The 14102-nt window shown below is 71.4% G+C and carries 12 protein-coding genes; 7 read left to right on the top strand and 5 right to left on the bottom strand.

The genetic code is table 11. From position 1 onward, the window contains the following. Positions 1–26: 26 nt before the first annotated feature. The 4 genes from BJ964_RS05510 to BJ964_RS05525 all read right to left on the bottom strand — a co-directional run bounded on the left by BJ964_RS05510 (position 27) and on the right by BJ964_RS05525 (position 3959). Positions 27–1610, bottom strand: a complete 1584-nt coding sequence (locus tag BJ964_RS05510; RefSeq protein ID WP_188119665.1) for a sensor histidine kinase — start codon at positions 1608–1610, stop codon at positions 27–29. 8 nt (positions 1611–1618) lie between these two features. Continuing rightward, complete coding sequence (locus tag BJ964_RS05515) at positions 1619–2332, bottom strand: response regulator transcription factor (RefSeq protein WP_188119666.1); 714 nt, start codon at positions 2330–2332, stop codon at positions 1619–1621. A gap of 74 nt (positions 2333–2406) precedes the next feature. Further along, on the bottom strand, positions 2407–3201 hold the full coding sequence (locus BJ964_RS05520) for a lysophospholipid acyltransferase family protein (RefSeq protein ID WP_188119667.1): 795 nt from the start codon (positions 3199–3201) through the stop codon (positions 2407–2409). Continuing rightward, positions 3198–3959, bottom strand: a complete 762-nt coding sequence (locus tag BJ964_RS05525; RefSeq protein ID WP_188119668.1) for a GNAT family N-acetyltransferase — start codon at positions 3957–3959, stop codon at positions 3198–3200. Before BJ964_RS05525 ends, BJ964_RS05520 begins: the two co-directional genes overlap by 4 nt. A 93-nt stretch (positions 3960–4052) precedes the next feature. Between BJ964_RS05525 and BJ964_RS05530 the strand changes: the two genes are divergently transcribed. The 7 genes from BJ964_RS05530 to BJ964_RS05560 all read left to right on the top strand — a co-directional run bounded on the left by BJ964_RS05530 (position 4053) and on the right by BJ964_RS05560 (position 13945). Next, complete coding sequence (locus BJ964_RS05530) at positions 4053–4718, top strand: hypothetical protein (RefSeq protein ID WP_188119669.1); 666 nt, start codon at positions 4053–4055, stop codon at positions 4716–4718. A 42-nt stretch (positions 4719–4760) separates the two neighbouring features. Next, positions 4761–5681 (top strand): ABC transporter ATP-binding protein, encoded by a 921-nt coding sequence (locus tag BJ964_RS05535; protein ID WP_188119670.1) that lies wholly within the window; start codon positions 4761–4763, stop codon positions 5679–5681. Then, a complete protein-coding gene (locus BJ964_RS05540) occupies positions 5678–6484 on the top strand; it encodes an ABC transporter permease (protein ID WP_188119671.1) in 807 nt (268 codons plus the stop codon). The genes BJ964_RS05535 and BJ964_RS05540 overlap by 4 nt, the downstream gene beginning before the upstream one ends. 292 nt (positions 6485–6776) lie before the next feature. Next, the gene (locus BJ964_RS05545) at positions 6777–10466 is read left to right on the top strand and encodes a multifunctional oxoglutarate decarboxylase/oxoglutarate dehydrogenase thiamine pyrophosphate-binding subunit/dihydrolipoyllysine-residue succinyltransferase subunit (protein ID WP_188126801.1); all 3690 of its coding nucleotides are present in this window, start codon (positions 6777–6779) and stop codon (positions 10464–10466) included. A gap of 60 nt (positions 10467–10526) precedes the next feature. Continuing rightward, on the top strand, positions 10527–10706 hold the full coding sequence (locus BJ964_RS05550) for a DUF6104 family protein (RefSeq protein ID WP_188119672.1): 180 nt from the start codon (positions 10527–10529) through the stop codon (positions 10704–10706). 63 nt (positions 10707–10769) lie between these two features. Next, positions 10770–12839: a phosphate acetyltransferase gene (gene pta / locus BJ964_RS05555; RefSeq protein WP_188119673.1), complete on the top strand. Its 2070-nt coding sequence runs from the start codon at positions 10770–10772 to the stop codon at positions 12837–12839. Beyond that, the gene (locus tag BJ964_RS05560; protein WP_188119674.1) at positions 12836–13945 is read left to right on the top strand and encodes an acetate/propionate family kinase; all 1110 of its coding nucleotides are present in this window, start codon (positions 12836–12838) and stop codon (positions 13943–13945) included. Before pta ends, BJ964_RS05560 begins: the two co-directional genes overlap by 4 nt. On the opposite strand, the gene BJ964_RS05565 is transcribed toward BJ964_RS05560, so the two are convergent. Beyond that, positions 13942–14100, bottom strand: a complete 159-nt coding sequence (locus tag BJ964_RS05565) for a hypothetical protein (RefSeq protein WP_188119675.1) — start codon at positions 14098–14100, stop codon at positions 13942–13944. The genes BJ964_RS05560 and BJ964_RS05565 overlap by 4 nt on opposite strands. Between the last annotated feature and the right edge of the window lie 2 nt (positions 14101–14102).

Raw genomic sequence — 14102 nt, forward strand, 5'->3', positions numbered from 1 at the left:
CCCCGTCGTACTCGTACCGAACTGTGTTACTCCTGGACGTTTTCTGTGAACCCTTTATCCGCATTTATGGTAGGCAATGACACCCGGAACGTCGCTCCGGCACCGGGCTCCGACAGCACCTCGACGGATCCCTCGTGGGCTCGCACGATGGCGGCCACGATGGCCAGCCCCAGGCCCGTTCCGGTGGCCGCGCGCTCGGTGTTGCGGGTCCGCGCCTCGTCCACCCGGTAGAACCGCTCGAAGACCCGGGCGCGCTGCTCCTCGCTCATGCCGGGCCCGGTGTCGGACACCTCGACCACGGCCCGGCCCTCCTCCCCGGCATACAGCCGGAGGGTCACCGAGGCGCCGGGCGGTGTGTGGACCAGCGCGTTCGTCATCAGGTTGCCGATCACCTGGCGCAACCGGGCGTCGTCACCGTACGCCACCAGGCGCTCCGGCGAGTCCCGCACCTCCAGGGCGATCTCCTTGTCCGGGGCGGTCGCCTGCGCGGCCTGCACCGCGTCGACGGCCAGCACCGGCAGCTCCACCGGCGCGAGGGTGAGCGGCCGCTCCCGGTCCAGCCGGGCGAGCAGCAGCAGGTCCTCGACGAGCAGGCCCATCCGGGCGGCCTCGTCCTCGATCCGCCGGACCAGACGGGCGACCTGCTCCGGGTCGGAGACGGCGCCCTGCCGGTACAGCTCGGCGAAACCGCGGATGGTGGTCAGCGGGGTGCGCAGCTCGTGCGAGGCGTCCGCGACGAACCGCCGCATCTTCTCCTCGGACTGCAACGCCCGGGACTCCGACGCGAGGGCCCGGGCCTCGGAGCGCTGCGCCGCCTCGGCCGCCTCCATGGCCGCCTGCTCGGACTGCGCCCGGGCCAGGAAGGCCGCCTCGATCTGGGCGAGCATCGTGTTCAGCGCGCCGGAGAGCCGGCCCAGCTCGGTGGTGGGATGGCCGCCGGACTCCTCCGGGTCGGGCACCCGGCGGGTGAGGTCGCCGGCCGCGATGGCCGCCGCCGTGCGCTCCACCTGGACCAGCGGGATCAGGCTCTGCCGGACCAGGGCGGCGCCGACCGTGGCGAGGGTGACCAGCACCCCGACGCCGACCAGCACGTCCACCCAGATCAGCCGGGCGATCACGTCGTCGATGCCGGCCATCCGCTGGCCGACGTGCAGGACGCTGTCGTCGGGCAGGCGGCGCACCAGCATCCGCCACATGTACTTCCCGTTGCGGCCCTTGACGGTGTACGCCTTGCCGTCGTGGGCGGCGATCACGTCGACGCCGCTGAGCAGCCGGGGCGTGTCGTCGGCGGAGACGCCCGCGCCGACCGTGCCGACCGCGGCCTCCCCGCTCACCGAGGTGAAGGCGACGATGTAGTCGGGTGGCGCGAAGACCGCGCGGTAGTGCAGGTTCGCCATGTCGACGGCGGCGCTGTCGGCCATCACGTCGAGCTGCTTGTCGAGCCGGCCGACCATGTAGGTGTTCAGCGCGTAGGTGCTGGCGGCGCTGATCAGGGTGAGCGCGGCGAAGACCAGGACCAGCACCGAGGCGACCAGCTTGGTCCGCAGGGAGATCCGGCGCAGCGTGGGGTGGCGCGGGATCCGCTCGCGGACCCGCTCGGTCAAAGTCATCCCGCGGCCTAGACGGCTGGCTTGCGCAGCACGTAGCCCACGCCGCGCAGGGTGTGGATCAGGCGCGGCTGGACGTTGTCCACCTTGCGGCGAAGGTACGAGATGTACGACTCGACGATGTTGTCGTCACCGCGGAAGTCGTACTTCCACACGTGGTCCAGGATCTGCGCCTTGGAGAGCACCCGGTTGGCGTTGAGCATCAGGTAGCGCAGCAGCTTGAACTCGGTCGGCGAGAGCTGCACCCGGGAGCCGGCCCGGTAGACCTCGTGCGTCTCCTCGTCCAGCTCCAGGTCGGCGAAGACCAGGCGGGACGGCTGCTCGTCGGTGGCGTTGGTGCGGCGCAGCACCGCCCGGATCCGGGCGGTGAGCTCCTCTAGGCTGAACGGCTTGGTGACGTAGTCGTCGCCACCCAGGGTCAGCCCGCGGATCTTGTCGTCGGTGCCGTCCCGGGCGGTCAGGAACACCACGGGGGTCCGCTGGCCGCCCTCACGCATCAGCCGGATCACCTCGAAGCCGTCCAGATCGGGCAGCATCACGTCGAGGACGACCAGGTCGGGCGTCGAACTGCGGGCCGCGCTCACCGCGGCGCTGCCGCTCGTCGCGGTGGTCACCTCGAACCCGGCGAAACGCAGGCTCGCGGAGAGCAGCTCCAGGATGTTGGCGTCGTCCTCGACGACGAGGAGCTTCGCCTCGCTCTGCTTGGGCTGGGTCTGGATGGCCATGGGGTCATTCTTTCCCGGACCGCTGCGGCCTGCCTGCACACTCGCTGAAAATTTTCTGTGAGCGCCGGACCCGGTCACGCGGCCAGGCGATAGCCCGCCCCACCGAGGCTGGACTGGGCCGCCCGGGCCAGCGCCCGCCGGTCCGCGCCCGGCTCCGGGCGCATCGCGGGGGCGGCCACCAGGGTCACCGTCAGCCGGCGGACCCGGGCCACCCGGCGCACCGACTCCCACAGGGTGTCCACCGCGACGAAGGCCGCCTCGGTCGAGTCGTAGCCGATCGAGACCGGCACCACCGGGGCGCCCGCGTCGATCGCCGCCTGGAACAGCGCGGGACGGAACCTGCCCTGGTCGGGGCCGCAGAACGTCGTACCCTCCGGAAAGAGGGCGACCGACCGCCCGGCCCGCAGCGCGGCGGCCACCTCGGCCACCGAGCCCGGCAGCGCCCTCGGCCGGGTCCGGTCGACGAAGATCGCGCCGGCCCGCCGCGCGGTGCCGCCGATGCCCGGCCAGGCCGCCACGTCGTGCTTCGCCACCGGCGCCGCGGGCACCATCGCGCCCAGCGCCACCACGTCCAGCCAGGAGACGTGGTTGGCGACCAGCAGGCTGCCGGGGCGCGGCCGGGGACCGCGCCAGACCGCCCTGACCCCCAGGGCCGCGAGGATGGCGCGGCACAGGGCCCGCAGCGCGGCGCCACCCAGCAGACCCGCGGGCAGCAGACCCAGCAGGAGTACGGCCCAGAGCACGGTCACCCGCACGGCGGCCGCGACCGCGCCGGCCCGCCGGAAGCCGGCGTCCCGGCAGTGGTCGCCGCAACCGGAGGCCGGCTGCCACAGCGTCCCGTGCTCGCCCACCACGGCCGCCGTGGTCATCGGGACGCGCCCAGGAAGTGCCGGCGGTACCGCGGGTCCAGCCGGTCCAGCGAGAAGAGCACGTAGAAGTCGGCACAGTCGAAGTCGGCGTCGTAGGCCGGCTCGCCGCACACCCAGCTGCCCAGCCGCAGGTAGCCGCGGAGCAGCGGCGGCACCGCCACCTTCGGGTCGGCCACCACGCCGTCCGGGACGGTCCACGGGCGGCGCGGGCGGACCCGCATCGCGGGCGGCGACAGGTGCCGGCCGTTGATCCGCTCGCGCACCCCGGCGGCCGTCACGCCGCCGTCGCCGAGCGGCACCGAGGCGCAGCCGCCCAGCCAGCGCAGGTTGTTCAGGTGCAGGTAGCGGGCGATGCCGGCCCACATCAGGTTGACCACCGCGCCGGAGCGGTGATCGGGGTGCACGCAGGAACGGCCGATCTCCACGAGATGGTCGCGCAGCGGGCGCAGGGCGCTCAGGTCGAACTCGGCGTCGGCGTACCGGCGGCCGGCCAGCTCGGCGGCGCGCGGCGGCAGCATCCGGTAGGTGCCGACCACCTCGCCGGTCGCGTCGTCCCGGACGATCAGGTGGTCGCAGTGGGCGTCGAACTCGTCGGCGTCGACGCCGTCGGCGGTGCCCTGGAGACGGGCGCCGAGCTCGCCGGCGAAGACGTCGTGGCGCAGGCGCTGCGCGGCCTCGACCTGACCCGGGTCGTCGGCGAGGAGCAGGGTGTAGCCGCTGGTCCCGGTGGGTGCGGCGGCGGTCATCAGAACTGCCATGTGATCTGTGTAAGCCCGATGTCTGCCGATGGCGTGTCCGATTCGGTGGCGATGTGTGACCGCTGGATGAACGACGTGTGCGAAGGTCTGGGGATGATCGTTCCGGCTCGTTTCAACGGCCCGCCCGGCTCCGGAAACGGCGGCTGGTGCGCGGGCGCCTTCGCGGCCGCCGCCGGCGCCCGGCCCGGTGGACCGCCCCATCAGGTGACCCTGCGGGTGCCGCCGCCCCTGGAGACCCCGCTGGAGTTGCGCGACGGGTCGGTCTGGGCGGACCGGACCCTGGTCGCCGAGGTGACCGAGGCCGCCGGCGCCGGTCCCGGGGTCCCCGGTGTGCCGTTCGACGAGGCGGTGACGGCGTCGCGCGGCTATCCCGGTTTCACCGCCCACCCGTTCCCGGGCTGCTACGTCTGCGGGCCGGACCGGGCGCCCGGCGACGGGCTGCGGATCTTCCCGGGGCCGCTGCCCGGCGACCGTACGGCCGCCCCGTGGACGGTGCCCGGCGAGGTCACCCCGGAGACCGTCTGGGCCGCGCTGGACTGCCCCGGCGGGTGGACGGCGATCGGCTCCGGCGGCCGGCCGTACGTGCTGGGCCGGATCACCGCGGCCGTCGGCGCGCTGCCCGGCCCGGGGACGGAGTGTGTGGTGGTCGGCGCGCTGTCGGGTGTGGACGGCCGCAAGGCGACGGTGGACTCGGCCCTGTACGGTCCGGACGGGGGACGCCTGGCATACGCGAGGGCCACATGGCTCGCCCTGGTCTAGTACCTTGATCGCTTCCAGCTGACGGGGGAAGGAGCCGCGACAATGAGCCGGCCCAACCATACGGAGATCAGCGTCGAGCACCTCACCAAGCAGTACTCGAAGGTGCGGGCCGTCGACGATCTCTCCTTCACGGTGCACGCCGGCCGTGTCACGGGCTTCCTGGGCCCGAACGGGGCGGGCAAGACCACCACGTTGCGGATGATCCTGGGCCTGGTCACGCCGACCTCCGGGACCGCGACCATCGGCGGCGTCCGGTACACGGACCTGCCCGATCCGATCCGCCACGTGGGCGCGATCCTGGAGGCCTCCAGCGCGCACCGCGGCCGCAGCGCCCGCAACCATCTGCGGGTGATCTGCCGCGCCGCCGGGCTGCCCGACCGCCGGGCCGACGAGGTCCTCGAGATGGTCGGTCTGCAAACCGTGGGCGGCCGCAAGTTCAAGGGCTACTCGCTGGGCATGAAGCAGCGGCTGGGCATCGCCGCGGCGATGCTCGGCGACCCGCGGGTGCTGATCCTGGACGAGCCGACCAACGGCCTCGACCCGGAGGGCATCCGCTGGATGCGGGACCTGCTCAAGGCGTTCGCCGCCGAGGGCCGTGCGGTCCTCGTCTCCAGCCACCTGCTCGGTGAGATGCAGCAGCTCGCCGACGACGTGGTGATCATCGCGGCCGGCCGGCTGATCCGGCAGGGCCCGGTCAGCGACGTGCTCGGCGAGACGGCCGGCGTGGCGAAGGTTCGGGTCCGCACGCCGCAGGCGGAGCAGCTGTCCGCCGCGCTGCGCGACGCCCAGCTGGAGGTGGCCGTCCAGCCGGACGGTTCGCTCCAGGTGCTCGGCGCGGATCCGGCGAGGGTCGGCAACATCGCCTTCACCACCGGTGTCGAACTGCACGAGCTGATCGGGGAGGGCGTCGACCTGGAGCGGGCCTTCCTGGAGCTGACGGCCGGAAAGGCGGGCGCCCGATGAACCTCATCAGTGCCGAGCTGCTGAAACTGCGGACCACCGCGCTCTGGTGGATCTTCGCGATCATCCTGGTGCCGCTCTGGGGTCTCGCGCTGGGCTTCAACTGGCTGAGCATGAACGCGGCGCTGAGCCTGAGCGAGGGCGACATCCAGGAGGCCGGGCTCGGCGACCTGGACCGGCTCGTCTCCGGCCTCTACACCAGCGGCCAGTTCTCCGGCGTGCTGCTCGTGCTGCTGCTCAGCGCGATCCTGGTGACCAGCGAGTTCTTCCACCTGACCGCCACGTCGACGTTCCTCACCACTCCCCGGCGGGAGCGGGTGATCGTCGCCAAGATGGTCGTCGCGGTGATCATCGCGGTGGCGGTCTGGCTCTTCACCACCGTGCTCAACCTGGCCATCACCCCGATCGTGCTGGGCAGCATGGACCAGCCGACGCACCTCGGCGAGCCCTTCGTCTGGCAGGCGATCGGGCTCAACGGGCTGGCCTTCGTGCTCTGGTCGCTGGTCGGCGTCGGCGCCGGGGTGCTGATCCGCAGCCAGATCGGCACGACGATCACCCTGTCCGTGGTCTACGTGATCGGCACCCAGGTGCTCAGCATCGTCTTCTACCTGCTCGACGAGTTCGTCTGGGACGGGTTCATGGCTCTCCGGGTGCTGGTCCCGACGTTCGCCTCGGACCTGCTGATCTCCGGGCCGCAGCTGCCGGAGGACCCGCCCCGCTGGGTCGGCGGTGTGATCCTGATCGGTTACGCGGCCCTCATGTCGGTGATCGGCACACTGGTCACGAAACGACGGGACATCGCGTAACCACAGTCTGCGAACGACGCACGGCCGGACTGTCCGGTCGTGCGTTTTTCGTTGGGACGACCAGCGGAAACGTGGTTCTGGGAGGTCTCCGGTGCGCCGGTCGGCGAGAAAACGGAGGGTGTAGTCTCGCCCCGTCGCGACGGTGCGGCGGGTGCCGGAGCCGTAGGTCACAGGGTGGACGTCCGCACCGACAGCGCCCATCCACGGCGTAGCCTGGACACCGAATCCTACCCGTCCCGCGTGACGGAGCAGTCACGTGATGACAAAAACGGTGAAAGAGGCGAACGCGGCAGTGTCGACGCAGCAGACTTCGCAGGACAATCCACTCGCGGATTTCGGTCCCAACGAGTGGATCGTCGATGAGATGTACCAGCGCTACCTGGCCGACCCGACCAGTGTCGACCCCGCCTGGCACGATTTCTTCGCCGACTACAAGCCGGCGACCTCCCAGGGACCGATCGCGACCCCGGACCAGGCCACCGCGGCGAACGCCACGGCCACCGCCGCCAAGGCGGGCACCGACGCGCCGGCCGCCACCACGGTCGCGCCTCCGAAGCCGGTGACCCCGCAGGCCGCCCCGAAGCCGGCCGCCAAGCCCGGGCCGAAGCCCGCCGAGGCCGCCCCGGCCGGCGCCCGGACCACCACCCTGCGCGGTGTGGCCGGCAAGATCGTGCAGAACATGGAGGCCTCGCTGCAGGTCCCCACCGCCACCTCGGTGCGCGCGGTCCCGGCGAAGCTGATGGTCGACAACCGCATCGTCATCAACAACCACCTGTCCCGCGGCCGCGGTGGCAAGGTCAGCTTCACCCACCTGATCGGCTGGGCACTGGTGCGGGCGGTCATCGCCCACCCGGAGATGAACAACATCTACGCCGAGATCGACGGCAAGCCCACCCTGGTCCAGCCGGAGCACGTCAACCTCGGCATCGCGATCGACCTGGTCAAGAAGGACGGGTCCCGCACGCTGGTGGTGCCCTCGGTCAAGAACTGCGAGACGCTCGACTTCCGCGGCTTCTGGCAGGCGTACGAGGACATCGTCCGGCGCGCCCGCCGCAACGAGCTGACCATGGACGACTACACCGGCACCACGATCTCGCTGACCAACCCCGGCGGCATCGGCACGGTCCACTCCATCCCCCGGCTGATGAACGGGCAGAGCGCCATCATCGGCGTCGGCGCCATGGAGTACCCGGCCCCCTACTCCGGGATGAGCGACGAGACGCTGTCCGACCACGGGGTGAGCAAGGTCACCACGCTGACCAGCACCTACGACCACCGGGTCATCCAGGGCGCGCAGTCCGGCGAGTTCCTCAAGGTGATGCACGAGCTGCTGCTCGGCCAGCACGGCTTCTACGACGAGATCTTCACCTCACTGCGGATCCCGTACGAGCCGGTCCGCTGGGTGCGTGACGTCGCCCGGACCTCCGAGGGCCAGATCGACAAGGCCGCCCGGGTGGTCGAGCTGATCCACGCGTACCGGGTGCGCGGTCACCTGATGGCCGACACCGACCCGCTCGAGTTCACCATCCGCAAGCACCCCGACCTGGACGTGCTCCAGCACGGCCTGACCCTGTGGGACCTGGACCGCACCTTCCCGGTCGGCGGCTTCGCCGGCAAGCAGCGGATGAAGCTGCGCGACGTCCTCGGCGTCCTGCGCGACACCTACTGCCGCCGGGTCGGCATCGAGTACATGCACATCCAGGACCCGGAGGAGCGCCGCTGGGTCCAGGAGCGCATCGAGGTCAAGTACACGAAGCCGGACACCGACGAGCAGAAGCACATCCTGCACCGGCTCAACGCCGGCGAGGCGTTCGAGACCTTCCTCCAGACGAAGTACGTCGGCCAGAAGCGGTTCTCGCTGGAGGGCGGCGAGTCGCTGATCCCGCTGCTCGACGCCGTGCTCCAGGCGTCCGCCGAGGGCGGGCTGGACGAGATGGTGATCGGCATGGCCCACCGCGGCCGGCTGAACGTGCTCACCAACATCGTCGGCAAGCCGTACGAGAAGATCTTCAACGAGTTCGAGGGTCAGATGGACCCGAAGTCGGCGCACGGCTCCGGTGACGTCAAGTACCACCTCGGCCAGACCGGGAAGTACACCACGCCCGACGGGCAGTACTCGACCACCGTCAGCGTCGTCGCGAACCCGTCCCACCTGGAGGCCGTCGACCCGGTCCTGGAGGGCATCGTCCGGGCCAAGCAGGACCGCCTCGACCTGGGCCTGCACGGTTACACGGTGCTGCCGCTGCTGGTGCACGGCGACGCCGCGTTCGCCGGCCAGGGCGTGGTCGCCGAGACGCTCAACCTGTCGCAGCTGCGCGGTTACCGGACCGGCGGCACGGTCCACGTGATCGTGAACAACCAGGTCGGCTTCACCACCGCCCCGGAGTACAGCCGCTCGTCGATGTACTCGACCGACGTCGCCCGGATGATCCAGGCCCCGATCTTCCACGTGAACGGGGACGACCCCGAGGCCGTGGTCCGGGTCGCGAAGCTGGCCTTCGAGTACCGTCAGGCGTTCAACAAGGACGTCGTGATCGACATGATCTGCTACCGGCGCCGCGGTCACAACGAGGGCGACGACCCGTCGATGACCAACCCGCGCATGTACCAGATCATCGACACCAAGCGCAGCGTGCGGAAGCTCTACACCGAGGAGCTGATCGGCCGCGGCGACATCACCGTGCAGGAGGCCGAGGAGCAGCTGCGCGACTACCAGGGCCGGCTCGAGGAGGTCTTCAAGGCCACCCGGGACGCGGCGGGCAGCCCGCCGCGGCCGCGGTTCATCGCCGAGGAGCCGGAGCCCGAGGTGGCGAGCGCCGTCGACGCGAGCGTGGTGCGGGCCGTCGGCCAGTCGCACGTCGAGCTGCCCGAGGGCTTCACCCCGCACAAGCGGGTCCAGCAGCTGCTCGACCGGCGGGCCAAGATGTCCACCGACGGCGGCATCGACTGGGGCTTCGGTGAGCTGATCGCCTTCGGCTCGCTGCTCGCCCAGGGCGTCACCGTCCGGCTGGCCGGCCAGGACTCGCGCCGGGGCACGTTCACCTCGCGGCACGCGGCCATCGTCGACTCGAAGACCGGCAAGGACTTCCTGCCGCTGTCGTCGCTGATCACCGGGAACGCCCGGTTCTTCGTCCACGACTCCCTGCTCAGCGAGTACGCGGCGATGGGCTTCGAGTACGGCTACTCGGTGGAGAACCCGGACGCGCTGGTCCTCTGGGAGGCCCAGTTCGGTGACTTCGTCAACGGCGCCCAGTCGATCGTGGACGAGTTCCTCTCCTCCGGCGAGGTGAAGTGGGGCCAGCAGTCGTCGCTGGTGCTGCTGCTCCCGCACGGCATGGAGGGCCAGGGCCCGGACCACTCGTCCGGCCGCCCGGAGCGGTTCCTCCAGCTCTGCGCGCAGGACAACATGCGGGTGGCGAACCCGACCACCCCGGCGAACTACTTCCACCTGCTGCGCCGCCAGGCCCTGTCCACCAAGCGCAAGCCGCTCGTGGTCTTCTCGCCGAAGTCGCTGCTGCGGCACAAGATGGCGATCTCCGGGGTGAACGAGTTCACCCAGGGCGCTTTCCAGCCGGTCCTCGGCGACGCCGGCAACAACGGCCAGCAGCTCGACGCCGCCTCGGTGAAGCGGGTGCTGCTCTGCTCCGGCAAGGTCTACTACGACCTGCTCCAGGCGCGCGGTGACCGGGGCATCACCGACACCGCGATCATCCGGATGGAGCAGATCTACCCGCTCCCGGTCGAGGAGCTCAAGGCCGTCCTGGCGCAGTACCCGAACGCCGAGGACTTCGCCTGGGTGCAGGAGGAGCCGGCCAACCAGGGCGCCTGGTCGTTCGTCGCGCTCAACCTGCTGGAGCACCTGGAGGGTGTCCGCCTGCGGCGGATCTCCCGCCCGGCCGCGGCCGCCCCCGCGGTCGGCTCGGCGAAGATGCACGACGCCGAGCAGGCCGCGCTGGTCGAGGCCGCGCTGCCGCGCCCGTAACGCACGTCGAGTGAGGGGGCGCTCCGCCGCGGCGGGGCGCCCCCTCCTAATATCCGGGGCATGTACTTCACCGATCGGGGCATCGAGGAGCTGGTCGAGCGGCGCGGCGAGGAGACCGTGACGCTGGAGTGGCTCGGCGAGCAGCTGCGCACCTTCGTCGACATGAACCCGGAGTTCGAGACCCCGATCGAGCGTCTCGCCACCTGGCTGGCCCGCGGCGACGAGGACGACGAGGACTAGATCACCGGCAGATCCGGGACCTTTGACCCGGCCGGGGGCATTCCCGGCCGGTAGTTTGAAGACGTGGCACGCAGCGTCTACGTAGCGGGCTTGGGCCCGTCCGTCGGTAAGGGGACCGTGGCACTCGGCATCGTCGAGGCTCTGTCCCGCCAGGTCGCCTCGGTGGCCGTCTTCCGTCCCATGATCTCCGGTGGCAACCCCGATCCGTTGCTCTCCGTGCTCCACGAGCGCTATCCGGGACCGAACCCCGCGGACGCGTACGGCGTCACCCTCGCCGAGGCGTCCGCACTGGTCGCCGACGGCCGCTGGGAGGAGCTGATCGGCCGGATCGTGGAGCGCTACCGGGAGGTCGAGCGGCACGCGAGCGCCGTGGTGATCATCGGGAGCGACTTCACCGACAACCCCGGCGAGGGGCAGGACGAGCTGCCCCGGGAGTTCGCCTTCAACGCCCGGCTGGCGAACGAGTTCGGCAGCGTGGTGGTGCCGGTGGTCAGCGGCGAGGGCCGGTCCCGGGATTCGCTCGCGGCGGCCGTGCGCAGCGCGTACCACTCGCTTGTCGATCTTGGCACGACGGTGGTGGCGGTGATCGCCAACCGGGTCCCGGCAGCGGCTCTGGGTGGTGAGCCCGAAGGGCTGCCGGTGCCGTTCTGGGCCCTTCCGGAGGTCCCCGCGATCGCCGCGCCGACCGTCGGTGAGGTGGCCGCCGCGCTGGACGCCGACGTGATCGCCGGTTCCGCCGGATCGCTGGAACGGGACGTGCTGGACTACGTGGTCGGCGCCGGGCAGGTGCCGACCGTGCTGGGCGCGCTGACCGACGGGGCGCTGCTGATCACCGCGGGCGACCGGGCGGACCTGCTGGTCGCGGCGAGCGCGGCGCACGCGGCCGGCAACGTCACGCTGGCCGGGCTGGTGCTGACCCTGGGCGAACCGGCCGACGAGCGGGCGCTCCGTGTCATCGAGCGCCTCAACACCGGCCTGGCCATGCTGGTCACCAAGACCGACAGCTACCACACGATCGCCGCGGCCGACCGGATCACGGCGCAGCTCAGCACCCCTCGCAAGATCGACGCGGCACTCGGGATCTTCGAGGAGAACGTGGACACCGCCGAGCTGTCCCGGCTGCTCGACGTGGCCCGGTCGAGCCGGGTCACCCCGCTGATGTTCGAGAACGATCTGATCGAGAAGGCCCGCACCGACCGCCGTCACCTGGTGCTGCCGGAGGGCACCGAGGAGCGCATCCTGCGGGCCTCGGAGACGCTGCTGCGGCGCGGGGTGGCCGACCTGACCCTGCTGGGCGACCCGGAGGAGATCAACCGGCGGGCCCGGGAGATCGGCGTGGACATCGCCGGCGCGCGGCTGGTGGACCCGGCCACGAGCGAGTGGCGGCAGGATTTCGCCACCCGGTACGCGGAGATCCGCAAGCACCGCGGCGTCACCCTGGATCTGGCCTACGACGTGGTCACCGACGTCAACTACTTCGGCACCCTGATGGTGGCCGGCGGTCTGGCCGACGGCATGGTCTCCGGCGCCACCCACACCACGGCCGCGACGATCCGCCCGGCCTTCGAGATCATCAAGACGGTGCCCGGCCTGACCGTGGCGTCCAGTGTGTTCTTCATGCTGCTCGCCGACCGGGTGCTGGTCTACGGCGACTGCGCGGTCAACCCCGACCCGGACGCCGAACAGCTCGCCGACATCGCCCTGTCCTCGGCGCAGACCGCCGCCGCGTTCGGGATCGAGCCGCGGGTCGCCCTGCTCTCCTACTCCACCGGCAGCTCCGGGGCGGGCGCCGACGTGGACAAGGTGGCGGCGGCCACCGCGCTGGTCCGGCAGCGGCGGCCCGATCTGCCGGTCGAGGGCCCGATCCAGTACGACGCGGCGATCGACCCGGCGGTGGCCGCCGCCAAGCTCCCCGGCAGCGCGGTCGCCGGCAAGGCCACGGTCTTCGTCTTCCCGGACCTGAACACCGGAAACAACACCTACAAGGCGGTCCAGCGATCGGCGAACGCGGTCGCGGTCGGCCCGGTGATGCAGGGCCTGCGGCGACCGGTCAACGACCTGTCCCGCGGCGCGACGGTCAAGGACATCGTGAACACGGTCGCCATCACGGCGATCCAGGCGGGAGCGAAATGACTCGGGTGCTCGTGCTCAACAGCGGCTCGTCGTCGCTGCGATACCGGCTCTTCGACGGCTCGGACGTGCTGGCCAAGGGGCTGATCCAGCGGATCGGCGAACCCGGCGGCGACGCGGCCGACCACGGCGCCGCGCTACAGCGGCTGATGGACGAGCTGGACCTGTCCGGGCTGACCGCGGTCGGGCACCGGGTGGTGCACGGCGGCGAGCGGTTCACCGCCTCGACCGTGGTCGACGACGAGGTGCTGGCCGCCATCGAGGAGCTGATCCCGCTCGCCCCGCTGCACAACCCGGCCGCGCTGACCGGGCTGCGGGTGGCCCGTGACCTGCTGCCCGGGGTCCCACAGGTGGCCGTCTTCGACACCGCGTTCCACGCCACGATCCCGCCGGAGGGCGCGCTCTGGGCGATCGACCGGGAGGTGTCGCGCAAGTGGGGGCTGCGGCGCTACGGGTTCCACGGGACGTCGCACGCGTACGTCTCCCGGGAGACCGCCCGGGTGCTCGGCCGGCCGGTCGCCGACACCAACGTGATCACGCTGCACCTGGGCAACGGGGCCAGCGCCACGGCGGTCCGCGGCGGGCGCAGCGTGGCCACCTCGATGGGCCTGACCCCGCTGCCCGGGCTGGTGATGGGCACCCGCTCCGGTGACATCGACCCGAGCCTGATCTTTCACCTGCACCGGGTGGCCGGGCAGTCGCTGGACGAGATCGAGGAGATGCTGACCCGCCGGTCCGGGCTGCTCGGCCTGACCGGGGACAACGACATGCGTACCGTGGAGGAGCGGTGGGCGGCCGGCGATCCGGACGCCACCCTGGCCTTCGAGATCTACTGCCGGCGGATCCGCGAGTACACCGGCTCCTACCTGGCCGTCCTGGGCCGGGTGGACGCGATCACCTTCACCGGCGGGGTCGGGGAGAACTCACGGGAGGTCAGGGCGACGACCATGGCGGGGCTGGAGGCCCTCGGCATCGCGATCGACCCGGACCGGAACCGGGCCAACGCCTCGATCATCTCTCCGGACGGCTCCCCCGTGACGGTCTGCGTGGTGCCGACCGAGGAGGAGCTGGAGATCGCCTCCGAGGCCCGTAGGGCGGTCGGGGCCTAGAGGACCAGCCAGGCCACGAGGGCGATCAGCAGGACCGCCACGGCGCCGCCGACGATGTAGGGCATTTTGGACGGTGCCGCGTCGTCCGGCGTCGTCCGGTTGAAGGCCCGGAACGCCTCGGTGTTGCCGCTCGGGTCGACTTGGTTGTCAGGCATGA

Origin of the sequence: Actinoplanes lobatus, from assembly GCF_014205215.1 — a bacterium.
GTDB classification, from domain to species: Bacteria; Actinomycetota; Actinomycetes; order Mycobacteriales; family Micromonosporaceae; genus Actinoplanes; species Actinoplanes lobatus.

Bases quoted from the DNA above. Each gene is read 5' to 3' on its own strand.
- BJ964_RS05565 (WP_188119675.1), bottom strand. From the start codon at position 14,100: ATGCCTGACAACCAAGTCGACCCGAGCGGCAACACCGAGGCGTTCCGG.
- BJ964_RS05515 (WP_188119666.1), bottom strand. From the start codon at position 2,332: ATGGCCATCCAGACCCAGCCCAAGCAGAGCGAGGCGAAGCTCCTCGTC.
- BJ964_RS05520 (WP_188119667.1), bottom strand. From the start codon at position 3,201: ATGACCACGGCGGCCGTGGTGGGCGAGCACGGGACGCTGTGGCAGCCG.
- BJ964_RS05535 (WP_188119670.1), top strand. From the start codon at position 4,761: ATGAGCCGGCCCAACCATACGGAGATCAGCGTCGAGCACCTCACCAAG.
- BJ964_RS05540 (WP_188119671.1), top strand. From the start codon at position 5,678: ATGAACCTCATCAGTGCCGAGCTGCTGAAACTGCGGACCACCGCGCTC.
- BJ964_RS05560 (WP_188119674.1), top strand. From the start codon at position 12,836: ATGACTCGGGTGCTCGTGCTCAACAGCGGCTCGTCGTCGCTGCGATAC.
- BJ964_RS05525 (WP_188119668.1), bottom strand. From the start codon at position 3,959: ATGGCAGTTCTGATGACCGCCGCCGCACCCACCGGGACCAGCGGCTAC.
- BJ964_RS05510 (WP_188119665.1), bottom strand. From the start codon at position 1,610: ATGACTTTGACCGAGCGGGTCCGCGAGCGGATCCCGCGCCACCCCACG.
- BJ964_RS05550 (WP_188119672.1), top strand. From the start codon at position 10,527: ATGTACTTCACCGATCGGGGCATCGAGGAGCTGGTCGAGCGGCGCGGC.
- BJ964_RS05530 (WP_188119669.1), top strand. From the start codon at position 4,053: ATGATCGTTCCGGCTCGTTTCAACGGCCCGCCCGGCTCCGGAAACGGC.